The organism is Pseudomonas sp. 7-41, assembly GCF_021233075.1.
Lineage (GTDB): Bacteria > Pseudomonadota > Gammaproteobacteria > Pseudomonadales > Pseudomonadaceae > Aquipseudomonas > Aquipseudomonas veronii.
In genome coordinates, this window is record NZ_CP089551.1 from 2,818,372 (window position 1) to 2,832,932 (window position 14,561).

General features: G+C 60.4%; 14 protein-coding genes. 11 read left to right on the plus strand and 3 right to left on the minus strand.

All coding sequences use genetic code 11. The features are described from left to right. Window positions 1-14: 14 nt before the first annotated feature. The 11 genes from LQ249_RS12780 (at window position 15) to LQ249_RS12830 (ending at window position 11,415) form a co-directional block, all read left to right on the plus strand. Entirely contained in the window at window positions 15-950 is a 936-nt protein-coding gene (locus LQ249_RS12780; RefSeq protein WP_046488486.1) for a glycosyltransferase family 2 protein, read from the plus strand. Between the two features lie 69 nt (window positions 951-1,019). Then, window positions 1,020-2,141, plus strand: a complete 1,122-nt coding sequence (gene gmd, locus LQ249_RS12785) for a GDP-mannose 4,6-dehydratase (protein ID WP_046383834.1) — start codon at window positions 1,020-1,022, stop codon at window positions 2,139-2,141. A 2-nt stretch (window positions 2,142-2,143) separates the two neighbouring features. Then, entirely contained in the window at window positions 2,144-3,121 is a 978-nt protein-coding gene (gene fcl, locus LQ249_RS12790) for a GDP-L-fucose synthase (RefSeq protein WP_046383833.1), read from the plus strand. Then, complete coding sequence (locus tag LQ249_RS12795) at window positions 3,121-4,329, plus strand: glycosyltransferase WbuB (protein WP_108526500.1); 1,209 nt, start codon at window positions 3,121-3,123, stop codon at window positions 4,327-4,329. Before fcl ends, LQ249_RS12795 begins: the two co-directional genes overlap by 1 nt. 5 nt (window positions 4,330-4,334) lie before the next feature. Beyond that, window positions 4,335-4,793, plus strand: a complete 459-nt coding sequence (locus LQ249_RS12800) for a GDP-mannose mannosyl hydrolase (RefSeq protein WP_232566509.1) — start codon at window positions 4,335-4,337, stop codon at window positions 4,791-4,793. A 22-nt stretch (window positions 4,794-4,815) separates the two neighbouring features. Further along, window positions 4,816-6,225, plus strand: a complete 1,410-nt coding sequence (locus tag LQ249_RS12805) for a mannose-1-phosphate guanylyltransferase/mannose-6-phosphate isomerase (RefSeq protein ID WP_046383830.1) — start codon at window positions 4,816-4,818, stop codon at window positions 6,223-6,225. 240 nt (window positions 6,226-6,465) lie between these two features. Continuing rightward, a complete protein-coding gene (locus tag LQ249_RS12810) occupies window positions 6,466-6,705 on the plus strand; it encodes a hypothetical protein (RefSeq protein WP_046383829.1) in 240 nt (79 codons plus the stop codon). Between the two features lie 88 nt (window positions 6,706-6,793). Beyond that, window positions 6,794-7,906 carry a polysaccharide biosynthesis/export family protein gene (locus tag LQ249_RS12815; protein ID WP_128192480.1) on the plus strand — a complete coding sequence of 371 codons (1,113 nt, stop codon included), beginning with the start codon at window positions 6,794-6,796 and terminating at the stop codon, window positions 7,904-7,906. Window positions 7,907-7,919: 13 nt separating this feature from the next. Then, the gene (locus LQ249_RS12820; RefSeq protein WP_046383827.1) at window positions 7,920-8,579 is read left to right on the plus strand and encodes a YjbF family lipoprotein; all 660 of its coding nucleotides are present in this window, start codon (window positions 7,920-7,922) and stop codon (window positions 8,577-8,579) included. Next, window positions 8,576-9,343, plus strand: a complete 768-nt coding sequence (locus LQ249_RS12825) for a capsule biosynthesis GfcC family protein (RefSeq protein WP_046383826.1) — start codon at window positions 8,576-8,578, stop codon at window positions 9,341-9,343. The genes LQ249_RS12820 and LQ249_RS12825 overlap by 4 nt, the downstream gene beginning before the upstream one ends. After that, window positions 9,340-11,415, plus strand: coding sequence for a YjbH domain-containing protein (locus LQ249_RS12830; protein WP_232566510.1), 2,076 nt, complete (start codon window positions 9,340-9,342; stop codon window positions 11,413-11,415). Before LQ249_RS12825 ends, LQ249_RS12830 begins: the two co-directional genes overlap by 4 nt. Before the next feature lie 38 nt (window positions 11,416-11,453). On the opposite strand, the gene LQ249_RS12835 is transcribed toward LQ249_RS12830, so the two are convergent. The 3 genes from LQ249_RS12835 to LQ249_RS12845 form a co-directional block, all read right to left on the minus strand. Continuing rightward, window positions 11,454-12,845 carry an undecaprenyl-phosphate glucose phosphotransferase gene (locus tag LQ249_RS12835; protein WP_108526496.1) on the minus strand — a complete coding sequence of 464 codons (1,392 nt, stop codon included), beginning with the start codon at window positions 12,843-12,845 and terminating at the stop codon, window positions 11,454-11,456. Between the two features lie 256 nt (window positions 12,846-13,101). Next, window positions 13,102-13,773 (minus strand): winged helix-turn-helix domain-containing protein, encoded by a 672-nt coding sequence (locus LQ249_RS12840; RefSeq protein ID WP_057004817.1) that lies wholly within the window; start codon window positions 13,771-13,773, stop codon window positions 13,102-13,104. 30 nt (window positions 13,774-13,803) lie between these two features. Continuing rightward, window positions 13,804-14,559, minus strand: coding sequence for a hypothetical protein (locus LQ249_RS12845; RefSeq protein ID WP_169865575.1), 756 nt, complete (start codon window positions 14,557-14,559; stop codon window positions 13,804-13,806). Window positions 14,560-14,561: the final 2 nt, after the last annotated feature.

Consider the following 14,561-nt stretch of genomic DNA (forward strand, 5'->3'; position numbering starts at 1 on the left):
GCACGGTGGCTGACATGAAACGCGAAACCGTCAGTGTGATCATCCTCACCTACAACGAAAGCCTGCATATCGCCCGCGCGATCGAGTCGGTGCGTGCCTTCAGCGACGAAGTGCTGGTGGTCGACTCGTTCTCCAGCGACGACACCTGCGAGATCGCCCGGCGCCACGGCGCCCTGGTGGTGCAGCACGCGTTCGTCAACCAGGCCAAGCAGTTCCAGTGGGCGCTGGATAATTTGCCGATCACCGGTAACTGGACGATGCGCCTGGATGCCGATGAAATCATCGAGGCCGATCTGGCGGCGCAGATCAACACGCGGCTGCCGACGCTGGACCAGGGCATCACCGGCATCAACTTCAAGCGCAAGCATATTTTCATGGGCCGCTGGGTGCGCCATGGCGGCCGCTACCCGTTGAAGATGCTGCGGCTGTGGCGCACGGGGCAGGGGCGCATCGAAGATCGCTGGATGGACGAGCACATCTCGGTGGCCGAGGGTCGCACCATCACCCTGGAGGGCGGGTTTGCCGATCACAACCTGCACGACTTGACGTTCTTCACCCACAAGCACAACCAGTACGCGACCCGTGAAGCGATTGAGATCATCAACTCACGCCTGGGGTTGTTTGCGGTGCGCCATGAATTGAATGAGGGCCACAGTTCGTTCCAGGCCAAGCTCAAGCGCCTGGTTAAAAACCGGGTGTATAACCGCGTGCCGTTTACCTTGAGTTCGACGGCGTACTTCCTCTGGCGCTACATCGTTCAACTGGGTTTTCTCGATGGCCGCAGCGGCCTGGTTTATCACTTGCTGCAAGGTTACTGGTACCGCTTTCTGGTGGGCGCCAAGGTGCTTGAACTGGAAACCGCGATCGCTCACTTAGACGATAAGGACTCAATCGTCCGCGAACTTTCAAAGTTGACCGGACATAACTTGACGCTGCCCATACCGAAATAACTGACCGTTTTTAACAAACACCCAAGTTCGGGTGTCGGCCTTCGCTCGCCTATTATTTGGGAGATAGACATGAAAAAAGTCGCGCTTATTACCGGGATTACCGGGCAGGATGGTTCTTACCTGGCGGAACTGTTGCTGGAAAAAGGCTACGTCGTGCATGGCTTGAAACGCCGCTCTTCGTCGTTCAATACCCAGCGCATCGATCACATTTACCAAGACCCCCAAGCCCTGCATAAAAACCTGATCCTGCACTATGGCGACCTGGCGGACTCGTCCAACCTGACGCGCATCATCCAGCAGATCCAGCCGGACGAGATCTATAACCTCGGCGCCCAATCCCACGTGGCCGTCAGCTTCGATTCGCCGGAATACACCGCCGACGTAGACGCCCTCGGCACCTTGCGCATCCTCGAGGCCATCCGTCTGCTTGGCCTGGAAAAGAAGACCCGCTTCTACCAGGCCTCCACGTCTGAGTTGTATGGGCTGGTGCAGGAAACCCCGCAAAAGGAAACCACGCCGTTCTATCCGCGCTCGCCCTATGCCGTGGCCAAGCTGTATGCCTACTGGATCACCGTGAATTTCCGCGAAGCCTACGGGCTGTATGCCTGCAACGGCATCCTGTTCAACCACGAGTCGCCCCGTCGTGGCGAAACCTTTGTCACCCGCAAGATCACCCGCGCCTTGACCAACATCGCCCTGGGCCTGGAGCAATGCCTGTACATGGGCAATATGGACGCCTTGCGCGACTGGGGCCATGCCAAGGACTACGTTCGCATGCAGTGGATGATGCTGCAGCAGGACAGTCCCGAAGACTTCGTGATTGCCACCGGGGTGCAGTATTCGGTGCGCGATTTCATTCGCTGGTCGGCGGCGGAACTGGGGCTGCGCTTGCGCTTTGTCGGCGAGGGCGTGGAGGAAGTCGGGGTGGTCGAGCACATCGACGGCGACCTGGCGCCCGGCATGCTGGTGGGTGACGTGATTGTGCGGGTGGACCCGCGCTACTTCCGCCCGGCGGAAGTCGAGACGCTGTTGGGCGACCCGTCCAAGGCCAAGCAGAAGCTGGGCTGGGTGCCGGAAATCAGCGCCCAGCAGATGTGTGCGGAGATGGTCCGCGAAGACCTGCAAATCGCGCGGCGCCACGCGTTGCTGCGCCTGCACGGCCACGATGCGCCGATTGCCGTGGAGAACTGAGCATGGCACGTGATCTGAACGCACGGATCTTTGTCGCCGGCCATCGCGGTATGGTCGGCTCGGCCATCGTGCGCCGCCTCTGGGCCTTGGGCTATACCCAGATCCTCACCGCCGGCCGCGATCGACTGGACCTGTTGGACCCCGCGGCCGTGCACGCGTATTTCGCCGAACAAAGGGTCGACCAGGTGTACCTGGCGGCGGCCAGGGTCGGTGGGATTCACGCCAACGCCACGTACCCCGCCGATTTCATCTACCAGAACCTGATGATCCAGGCCAATGTGATCCACGCCGCCCACACTCATGGGGTGTTCAAGTTGTTGTTCCTCGGATCGTCGTGCATCTACCCGGTGCTCGCCGCCCAGCCGATGACCGAGCAGGCGCTGCTTGCCGGCTCGCTGGAACCGACCAACGAACCCTACGCCGTGGCCAAGATCGCCGGCATCAAGTTGTGCGAAAGCTACAACCGCCAGCACGGGCGCGATTACCGCAGTGTGATGCCGACCAACCTGTACGGCCCGGGCGACAACTACCACCCGGACAACAGCCATGTGATCGCCGGCTTGCTGCGCCGTTTTCATGAGGCGGTACAGCGCGGTGACGAAGAAGTGCTGATCTGGGGCAGCGGCGCGCCACGGCGCGAGTTCCTGCATGTGGATGACATGGCGGCCGCCAGCGTGCATGTGATGGAACTCAGCCAGGAGGGCTATGGCGAACACACCGAGCCCATGCGTTCCCACGTCAACGTCGGCACCGGCGTGGATTGCACCATCCGCGAACTGGCCGAGGCGCTGGCCCGGGTCACGGGCTTCAAGGGCCGTTTGCGGTTCGATACCAGCAAACCCGACGGTGCGCCGCGCAAGTTGCTCGATGTCAGCCGTATCAACGCCCTCGGCTGGGAAGCCTACGTGCCGTTGGAGGAGGGGCTGCGCGATGCCTACAACGCGTATCTCGCGGCCCTCGAACAGCCTCGGGGCCATTAATGAAGATCCTTTTGTATGGCATCAACTACAGCCCCGAGCTGACCGGCATCGGCAAGTACAGCGGTGAACAGGCGCGCTGGCTCGCCAGCAAGGGTCACGCGGTGCGGGTGGTCACGGCGCCGCCGTATTACCCGCAATGGCAGGTCGGCGAGGGCTACTCGGCGTGGCGTTTTCGCACCGAACAGGTCGACGGCGTGACGGTGGTGCGCTGCCCGTTGTACGTGCCGCGCAAGCCCACGGCGCTGAAGCGCTTGCTGCACCTGATCAGCTTTTCCGCCAGCTCGTGCCTGGCGGTATTGGGGCAACTGCGCTGGAAACCGGACCTGGTCATCCTGGTGGTGCCGACCTTGTTCTGCGCGCCCCAGGCCTTGTTGTTGGCCAGGCTGTGTGGCGCCAAGTCCGTGCTGCATATCCAGGATTATGAAGTCGATGCGATGTTCGGCCTGGGCCTGGGCGGCAGCCCGTTACTGCGGCGACTCGCGTGGGGCGTGGAGCGCGGCTTGCTGCGGCGCTTTGACCGGGTCTCGACGATATCCAGCGGCATGCTGGAGAAGGCGGCCGGCAAAGGCGTCGAGGCGCAGCGCCTGCTGTTCTTTCCCAACTGGTCGGAGACCGAGCGTTTCCTCGACGTACCGCGCAACAGCGGGCTGCTGGAACGGCTCGGCGTGCCGGCGGGAAAGCGGGTGCTGTTGTACTCGGGCAACATCGGCGAGAAGCAGGGGCTCGAACTGATCCTCGATGCCGCCCAGGCTCACGTCCATCGCCCGGAGCTGGTGTTTCTGATCGTCGGCCAGGGCGCCGGCCAGGCCCGCCTGCTGCAGCGCGCGCACAGCGAGGGCCTGCACAACGTGGTCTTCGCCCCGTTGCAGGCCTATGAAGACTTGCCTGCGCTGCTGGCCTCGGCGGACGTCCACCTGGTGATCCAGAAACGCGGCGCGGCGGATTCGGTATTGCCCTCTAAGTTGACCAATATTCTGGCCGTCGGCGGCAATGCAATCATCACCGCCGACCCCGACACCACCCTTGGCCGGCTGTGCGACGAGCATCCGGGCATTGCCGTGCGGGTCGAACCCGAATCGGTCAGCGCCCTGAATGCAGGGATCGAGCGGGTGCTGGCATTGCCTGTGCGCAACAGGGTGGCGTTGAACTACGCCGCGGATTTTCTCGATAAAGAGCGTGTCCTCCAACGCTTTATGGCACAGGTCTGACGCTTATGTGGCTTGATTTACCGACCTTCAATACGGTCGTGACGTCGACGCCGTTGGTGGCCATCGACTTGATCGTGAGAAAACCCAACGGCGATACGTTGCTGGGCTTGCGGATCAACCGGCCGGCCTATGGCTTCTGGTTCGTCCCCGGCGGGCGCATCCAGAAAAACGAAACCCTGGATGACGCCTTCCGCCGCCTGACCCGCGAAGAACTCGGCCACACCTTCGAACGCGCCGATGCGCAGCTGCTGGGTGTGTTCGAGCACTTCTACGACGACAGCGTCTTCGCCAACGCCGGGAACGGCCCGGACACCCACTACGTGGTGCTGGGTTATTGCCTGACCCTTGCCGAGAATCAGGTCCTGGAACCGCCCACCGAGCAGCATCGGCATTACCGCTGGTGGCCGCTGGATGAGCTGCGCTACAGCCCACGTGTACACGAGAACACCCGTGCCTATTTCTGACCCTCTATCGAAGGACGCGTTCATGTTATTACCGGTGATCTTGGCGGGCGGTTCGGGTTCGCGCCTGTGGCCGCTCTCGCGGCAACTGAACCCCAAACAGTTCTTGCGCCTGACCCATAAAAGCCTGTCGATGTTGCAGCAGACCATCGGCCGTCTGGAGGGCGCGGATGTCGCCTTGCCGCAAGTGATCTGCAATGAGCAGCACCGTTTTCTGGTGGCCGAACAATTGCGTCAATTGGGCATGGAGCAGGCGAGCATCCTGCTCGAACCCATGGGGCGCAATACCGCGCCGGCGATTGCGCTGGCGGCCTGCAAGGCGCTCGACGAGTCCCGCGACCCGATTCTGCTGGTGCTGGCGGCGGATCATCTGATTGAAGATGTTCCTGCGTTTCATGCCAGCCTTGCGGTGGCGCTGCCGCTGGCCGAGGCCGGCAAGCTGGTGACGTTCGGCATCACGCCGACCAGCGCGCACACCGGGTACGGCTATATCGAGCAGGGCGAGGCGGTGGGCGAGGGCGGGTATGCGGTGAAGCGTTTCGTCGAGAAGCCGGATGCCGCCACCGCCGCCGACTACGTGGCGCGGGGCGATCATTACTGGAACAGCGGCATGTTCATGTTCCGTGCCAGCCGTTACCTGGACGCCTTGGCACGCTTGCAGCCGGCGATTCTCACGGCCTGCCGCGCGGCGTTGGCCGCGGGGAGCCAGGATCAGTTGTTCACCCGGGTCGATGAGGCGCTATTCGCCGCCTGCCCGGACGACTCCATCGATTATGCGGTGATGGAAAAAACCAGCGACGCGATCATGGTGCCGTTGCAGGCCGGTTGGAGTGATATCGGTTCCTGGTCGGCGTTATGGGAAGCCAGCGAGAAAACCGACGGCGGCAACGTGCTGCAGGGCGATGTGCTGCAACTGGATACCCGCGATACCTACGTGAACGCCGACAGCCGCCTGGTCGCCACGGTGGGCGTGCAGGACCTGATCATCGTCGAAACCAAGGACGCGGTGTTGGTGGCGCACAAGGACCAGGTGCAGCAGGTCAAGGGCATTGTCGACCAACTCAAGCGCGACGGGCGTCATGAGCACCTCAACCATCGTGAGGTCTACCGGCCCTGGGGCATGTATGACGCCATCGACAGCGGCCACCGCTACCAGGTCAAACGCATCACCGTGAAGCCCGGCGCCAAGCTGTCGGTGCAGATGCATCATCACCGTGCGGAGCACTGGATCGTGGTCAGCGGTACGGCCAAGGTCACCAATGGCGAACAGACGTACCTGGTCTCGGAGAACCAATCGACCTACATCCCCATTGGCCAGGTGCATGCCTTGGAGAACCCTGGCGTGATTGCGCTGGAATTGATCGAAGTGCAGTCGGGTTCTTATCTGGGCGAGGACGATATTGTGCGTTTCGAAGACAAGTACGGCCGGGCCTGAGGTTTTCCGACAATTAATAACATTTGCTCCGATGTTAAACCGCCAGCCTTGTTAGTTTCGCGGCCTCAACGTGTTGATACACGGGGGCTGGCTTCTAGAAATGTTATTTTCGAATGAATACGTTCAACTTTCCGGGTAATGTCCGGGCTGGTGCGTTGTTTACTTGAGTGGCACTATCAAGGTGTATTTCAGCGGCACCCGCTCGTTTGCTAAATGCTCACTATCGATAAGGAGTCTGATATGAGAAAACAACTGGCTATTATTGTGCTCAGTCTCTTGAGTACTTCTGCCATGGCTGCCGAGTTGCCGCTTGGCCTGAGTACCGCGGTGGTCGGCTCTGTGACGGTGGGGGAAACCCTGCTGGTCGGCGCGGCCCTGGTCGCGGGCGTCGCCGCCGCGTCCAGCAGCGGTGGCAGCGCCAATGGAGGCACCACCACAGGCACCACTGGCACCACGGGTACCACCGGTACCGGCAACTAACAGAACGCCTTCCGCTTTATAAGACTGCTTGGAAACCCCTCCCAAGTAGTCTTTTTTTCTTGTCGTTTATCGCGAGTGTCTTAGCACTATGATGCGTATTTTTTCTGTGGCGGTCGTGGCCTCCGCATTGTTACAAGGCTGCATGTTTGCGCCCGGTCAATATATGGACACCGAGGCAATGACCAAGGAGGGCGGTGCTGAAAGCAGTCGCGTGGAGTTGATCCCGATTACTCCAAAGTTGCTGGCCATGGACGCGGCGACTCAAGTCTCTTATGCGCTTCCCAAAGAACTGCTCGATTATAAACCTGGGCCCTATTTGATCGGCCCAAATGATGCGTTGTACATCACGGTCTGGGACCATCCGGAATTGACTGCGCCTTCCGGTCCGCAGCAGCAAATCGATGCCAACGGGCGCCTGGTCAACCCCGACGGCAACCTGTTCTACCCCTACGTGGGCGAAGTGGTTGCCAAGGGCCGCACCCTCGCGGCGCTGCGCAGTGAAATCACCGATAAGCTCCGTCAGTACATCGACAGCCCCCAGGTGGATATCAGTGTGCTGCGTTTTGCCAGCCAGCGAGTGGTGATCACCGGGGCAGTGCTCAAGGCTGGGCCTGTACCGATCACCACCATCCCGATGAGCGTCATGGAGGCCATCGGTGCTTCCGGCGTCGATCCGATCAATGCCGATCTCTCGAACCTCACGCTGACCCGCGGCGGCAAGCGCTACACACTCGACCTGGACACGTTCAATCTCAACCCGTCGCGCTTGAACGATATCTACCTCAAGGACGGTGACCAGTTGTACCTGCCCTACAACGACCGCAAGCGCATCTATGTGATGGGCGAGGTCATGCAGCCCCGCGCATTGAGTTTCAAGACACGCAGCATGAACCTCACGGATGTGTTGGGCTCGGTGGGCGGCATCAACCAGAACACCTCGAACGCCGATGCGATCTACGTGATCCGCGGCGCACAGAACCTGGACACGCAACCGGCCAAGGTCTTCCATCTGCAAGCCGGCTCCCCGGCAGCCATGGCCCTGGCCACGCGCTTCGACGTGCAGCCCCAGGACGTGGTGTTCGTCGGCCCCGCCAATATCACCCGCTGGAACCGGGTCATCAGTCAGTTGATACCTTCCGCCTCGATCATCGGCACCGGTGCTTCCACCCAAAACAACCTGAGCGAAGCCAACAGCCGATAAGGGTGGAACCTGCGTGAACAGTGTGAAAACCGGTATTTACGTGTGCCTTGCGTGGCTGTTGTGCGGCTGCAATCCACTGATGCAGGCCTCGCTCGATACCTTCAAGGCGGCCGTCGTCGGGCCTGCGCCATTGGTGCTGAGCCAGGCCCAGGTGGACGCCGTGCCGTTTCCCCAGATCAAAGTGACCACGGTGTCCAGCGAAGGCGTGATGGCGTTGATTCGTCAGCGCGACGACCTGCAGTTCTGGGTCGCCTCCGGCAAACAGGTGCTATTGATGCGCGATGGCCTGGTGGTGCGTACCGTTGGCCTCGGCACTGATCTGGATGGCACGCGCTGGCAAGGGCAGTCGCCGTTCCAGCAGGGGCTGCACCGCGTGCCGGACGGCTACCGCAGCAGCCGGCAGATCGACCTGGTGGATGGCTATCGCGTCGGCATCACCGTCACCAGCCGTCTGACCCGCGAGGGCATGGAGACGCTCGAGATCCTCGACAAGCCTTACACCTTGTTGCGCGTCGATGAGGACATCGAAGCCGAGGCGCTGGGGTTTCGTGCGCGCAACCGTTATTGGGTCGACCCCACTGACGGCTTCATTGTGCAGAGCGAACAGCACCTCAGCCCGCGCCTCACGTTGAAAATCACCCAACTGCAACCCGCCCGCAAGGAGGCCCGATGACCGCCCGCAAACGATGGGCGCTGGCGCTGTTGTGGAGTTGTGCCAGTGCATGCCACGCCGCCCTGACGGTGAGCGGCCAAGTCCTGCACCCCGGGCCGATCGCCCTGCCGCCCGAGGCGCGTTTGCTCGACGCGATCATCGCGTCACAACCGGATGCCCAGGGCTATTGGCTGGCGGCGGCCTGGCTGCACCAGCCATTGATCGAGCCCCAGGCCCGGCTCAAAGCCGGCGTGCTGTTTGACCTGGATACGTTGCGCCAGGCTGCCTTGGCCGCCGGGTACGACAGCCGGGCCGACTTGGCGGCGCGCGTTTACCGACAGGTGCAGGCCTTGCCGGTGACCGGCCGGCAACGCGCGATGCTGGACCCGGTGGCGGTGGAGGTCGGCTTTGCGCCCAACCTGCGGGTCAGCGACGGCGATCGACTGATCTACCCGCCCAGGCCGGCAGGTGTGCGCGTCCTGGGCGCGGTCGCGCAGCCTTGCACCCTGGTGTTCCAACCGATGCGGGCGGCACGCGATTACCTCGACGAATGCCCGGCGGTGGCGGGGGCCGACGTCGACTATCTGTGGCTGATCCAGCCCGACGGCCTGGTCACGCGCCTGGGCATTGCCCCCTGGAACCGCGAGACGGCGGCCGCGCCTGCACCGGGCAGCACGCTGCTGGTGCCGCTGCGCAGCGACGACCTGGAACCGCCCACCCCTGAGCTGAACCAACAACTGGCCGAGTTTCTTGCCACCCAACCCCTGGCTGAGGTCACGCCTTGAAATTATGTATTGCAGCCGTGCTGCTGGTGCCCTGTGGCGTCGCGCACGGCGATCCGCGTTACACCCAGAGTGATTTTGGCGGGGTCGGGCTGTTGCAAACCCCGACCGCACGCATGGCCCCGGCCGGCGAACTCAGCGTCAATGCCAACCGCACCGAACCTTACAGTCGCTACAGTTTTTCCGCGCAACCGCTGGACTGGCTCGAAGGCACCTTTCGCTACACCGCCATCACCAACCGCCCCTATGGCCCCGAATCGTTCAGTGGCAGCCAGAGCTACAAGGACAAGGCCGTCGACGCCAAAGTGCGTCTCTACGAGGAAAGCCACTGGTTGCCCCAGGTCGCGCTGGGGATGCTCGACCTGGGCGGCACCGGGCTGTTTTCCAGCGAGTACCTGGTGGCCAACAAGCGTTATGGCGAATTCGATTTCAGTGCGGGCATCGCCTGGGGTTACCTGGGCAGCCGGGGCGATTTCGGCAACCCGCTGGGCGCGCTGAGTGATCGCTTCAACGAGCGGCCCACCGCCGAAGGTTCCGGCAATTTCTCCAACGGTTACTTCCGCGGCCGGCCCGCGCTGTTTGGCGGCGTCGCCTACCAGACACCCTGGGCGCCGTTGAGCCTCAAGCTGGAATACGAGGGCAACGACTACCAAAACGAGCCTCGAAACAACCATCTGCGCCAGGACTCGCCGGTCAACCTCGGGCTGGTTTACAAGGTGGCCGACTCCGTCGACCTGAGTGCCGCGTGGGAGCGCGGCAACACGGCGATGTTCGGTATCACCCTGCACACCAATTTCGTCAGCCGCAAGGCGCCGGTCAAAACCTACGACCCGCCGGCGCCCAAGCTGCCCGTCCAGGCGCCGAGCGTCGCGATGGATCAGGTGGATTGGGCCGCGGTGTCCAAGCGTTTGCAGGACAATGCCGGCTATAACGTGCAGCGGATTGCCCAGCGCGGCCCTGAGTTATTGGTGTATGGCGAGCAGCAGCGCTATTTCTACAGCGCCAAGGCCGTGGGGCGCGCCAGCCGTATCCTGGACGACAGCGTCAATGACCAGATCAGTTGGTTCACCCTGGTGAGCGAGCGGTACGCCATGCCGATCGAAGAAACCAGCGTGCCCCGCGAGACGTTCCGCGAGGTGGTCAACCAACGCGAGCCCCTGCAGACCCTGCATCGCCAGACCGAAGTCAACCCGCCCAGCGCCCAGGCGCAAACGCTGCTTTACACCCAAGCGCCCAAGCCCCTGAGCTACGGCGTCGGGCTGGGTTACAAGCAGAACGTCGGCGGGCCGGATGGCCTGCTGTATCAGATTTCCGCCGACCTCGACGCCGAATACCGCTTCACCCGCAACACCTGGTGGAGCGGCCTGCTCAGCGTCAACCTGCTGAACAACTACGATGGCTTCACCTACGACGCGCCCAGCGGCTTGCCGCGCGTGCGTACCGATCTGCGCAAGTACATGACCAGCTCTGACGTGACCGTGCCGACGTTCCAGCTCAACCACGCGGTGCGACTGGATCAGGACCTGTATGGCATGGTCTACGGCGGGTTGCTGGAATCGATGTACGCCGGTGTCGGCAGTGAGGTGCTGTACCGGCCGATGGGCCAGCGCTGGGCCTTGGGCGCCGACCTGAACTACGTGCGTCAGCGCGGGTTCGAACAGGACTTCAGCCTGCGCGACTACCGCACGGTCACGGGGCATATCACCGGCTACACCGACTTGCCGTTCAACACACAGGGTGCGCTGAGTGTCGGTCGCTACCTGGCCCGGGACTGGGGCGCCACCCTGGACTTGTCGCGCGAGTTCAACAATGGCGTGCGGATTGGCGCCTGGGTCACCCGCACCACCGCGTCAAAAGAAGCCTTTGGCGAAGGCAGCTTCGACAAAGGCCTTTACCTGTCAATTCCCTTTGATGAGCTGATGAGCCTGTCGACGATGCGCCGCGCCAATCTGGTGTGGGCGCCGCTGACCCGCGATGGCGGCGCGCGCCTCAATCGCGCGTATTCGCTGCATACGATGACCGATGGCCGTGACAGTGATCTGTTCTATCGGAACTTCGAGAAGATCACTGAATAGACAAGGAAAGGGGGACGTGAAGTCCCCCTTTGTTTGCCTCAGTAAATGTCTTTGGACAGCAGTGTGAACGGCGTTTTCAGCAGGATCTTGATGTCCAGCCACAGTGACCAGGTGTTGATGTAGCGCAGGTCGATGTCGACGCGCTTTTGCATCTTCTCCAGGGTCTCGGTCTCGCCCCGGCACCCATTGATCTGCGCCAGCCCCGTGATACCGGGCTTGATACGGTGGCGCGCCATGTACGCGTGAATCTTCCCTGAGTAGTAGTCGTTGTGCGCAACTGCATGGGGCCTTGGACCGACCAGGGCCATGTGCCCTTGCAACACGTTGAACAACTGCGGCAGTTCATCGATGGACGTGCGGCGCATGAAACGCCCCACGGGGGTGATGCGTGAATCGTGGCGGCTGGCCTGGCGTACTTCGTGGTCGTCATGCACGCGCATCGAGCGGAACTTCCAGACCTTGATCACCTGACCGTTCCAGCCGTGACGGTCCTGCTTGAAGATCACCGGGCCGGGGGAGGTCAGTTTGATCAGCACGGCGAACAGCAACAGCAGCGGGCTCAGCAGGATGAGCGCGAGCAAGGCCACGCTTTTGTCCAGCAGCGACTTGCTCAGTGCGGCGGTCGGACGGCTGGTCAGCGGGCTTTCATTGAGGAAAATCGCCGGCAGGCCGTCCACCTCGGCCACGCAGTGATTGAGCAGCAGCATGTTGTTGAGGTCGGGGACCCAGATGACGTCGACGCTGATCTCCAGCAGGTTGATGTACAGCGCCTCGATATGGGTGGCTTCCTGCAGCGAATGGGTGATGTACAGCCTGCGGATGCCGTGCTGCCGGATCAACTGCGGGAGGTCCGGCAGCTCGCCGAGTATCTGCGATTGCACGCCCGGGGCTGCGGTCGCCGTGGCGCCGACGAGGCCGACCAGCGGTGAGCGTTTTTGCCGGGAAAGTGTTTTCGCCAGGTCGGCAGCAAGTTTACCGGTACCCACGATCAGCGATTTATGTCGCTCGTGAAGTTGCCCGTGGTAATAGCGGGAAAGACTGTGGACCGGGATGTAACAGAGCGCCAGCACGGCATAACTAATCGCCGCCCACAGTAGCAGGATTTCGAGGGGGAACAACGCGTTAGCATTGCAGGCAATACCCACCGCAACCAGTATCAGCAGGGTAAGTAACCAACCCATGAAGAGTCGGCCCAGTCCCACCGCGTAATCATCTTTCTTGCTGTAGACGTCACATAACATATAGGCCGGGATCGAGGCCAATATGCTAAAGGCAGCCAATACCCGGTAGGGATATTCCAGCTGGCCAGTCTTTAAAATAACCAATGCAAATAACAGTGTGACGACCAAACTTGACGCCAGCGTCCACTGCCCCCAAAAGGTCAGACCTTTGGGTGTTAGGTTACGATGCATTCTCCGGTTATTCAGCATACTACTGCTCCCAGTGGTGACCACTCATGGTGGCAGGCTTAAGCGAGGCGTGGCATTGAAACAGCCAAATAGACAGGCACGCGTAGGCGCGCACAGATTGATATTAATCAACGGCAGGGGGCAGTAGCTGACGAGTTATAACAGGCACATAGCGATAGTTAAGTGGCTGTTGGGTGAGACGGATTGTTATAAAAAGGCAGAGAGTGGAGCGTGATCAACGCCAAGATTAACGACTCTAGAATTATTATATTTTTTTTCAGCGAAACTGCTGGGCGAGTTCCAGGGGGTTTTTTATCCTCTGGGTCAAGCAATAGCCCCGATTTCTCACCGAACGGAACAAACGCTCGCCATCGTTGACGCGCTTGAATTTTTCCTGAAGTCGGCTGAGGCACATTTCCAGGCCGCGATACAACTCAGGTTCACGACCAATATTGCGAATAAGTTCTTCTTTACTCACCACGCGTTCTTCATGATGTAACATTTTTTTGATAAGTGCTGACTCGATCGTGGTCAAGGAAATGCGTAAACCACCCTTGACCAACATTCGATCATGTTGTGTAAAGGTCCAGTAGTCGGGTGCCTGTAGCGGAGGTTTTTCGGTCTGGGTCGCCAGCGCTTTTTGAGGCCTGTCGGTGCTGTGGAGTTGAACGTTTAGTTCCAGTTTATTGTAGGGTTGCAATGTTTTGTAAATGACCGGCGTTGATGCGTTATTGGCGCTGTCGGGTTTTTCGATCGTTGAATTGTTAGTGTAGTGCGAATTGAAATACTGGTTGCCAAACAATGGCGTGCTGGTTGCCTGGGTTTCTGCTGTCTTGGTTCGCAGCGGGCAAGCGATATCGCCATAGAGTAACTCCGCATGCGACGCAAAGTCGGGCAGCGGAATAAAGGTGGGCGTAGTGGTGGATAGGTGTTTTTTGAGTGAGCTCATAGTGGTTACCATGGTCCTATGGGTTGAGGTTTATACATTTTCGGCCGGCGAGTAATAACCGCCCTGAAAGTAATTGAAAGGCAAACGCTTAGCGAGTGTTGCACTGTCAGAGAATTCAACTTTGTCTGCAATGAATGAGGCTCGGCTGGTGCTTATCAGCTCTAACATGCGGTCGTAGAGCCGGTCGAACAGATCCGAGCGTATATTCAGGCTGAGTCTCAGGAGCACATCCGGAAATGGCATTTTTATATAGTCATAGAGTTTCAGTTCGATCAATAGGTCGGCCTGCTTTGTATCCAGAGTGTAGTTATTGTAGGCAAGCTTGATACTGCTGCGGTCTTTGAGGTTATACAGTTGGCGCACCATCGCGCGGCGTTCTGCGGGGCCGGGAAGTGCGTCCAAGGGGTTTTCTATAGTGATAACGAGTTGCTGCTTATAGCTTTCCAAGACATGCGCGACCTGGATAAGTTCCTTGAGCGTGTCGTCGGACATAAGCGCTGATTGCTCGATGCGCAGAAATTTATGAGTTGCAGGCTGCGCAGAAGCAAGTGGTAAGTGACTGAAATCGGCAGTCATGCGTGGGTCGATGCGCGACAGGGCGTCACGGTAGGCGCATTTAAGTTGAGCGCGATACAAAGGCTGCGAATGCTCTGGGAGATTGAGCAGATTATGTGCGCTGGTTACGCGAATCTCATTGCCCCAAAGTGCGCAACTGCGCTCAACTATCGCTTGTCTGAAGAGCTTGGGTTGGGCTATTGTGACAGGCGATATTTTCTCGTTATTCACGA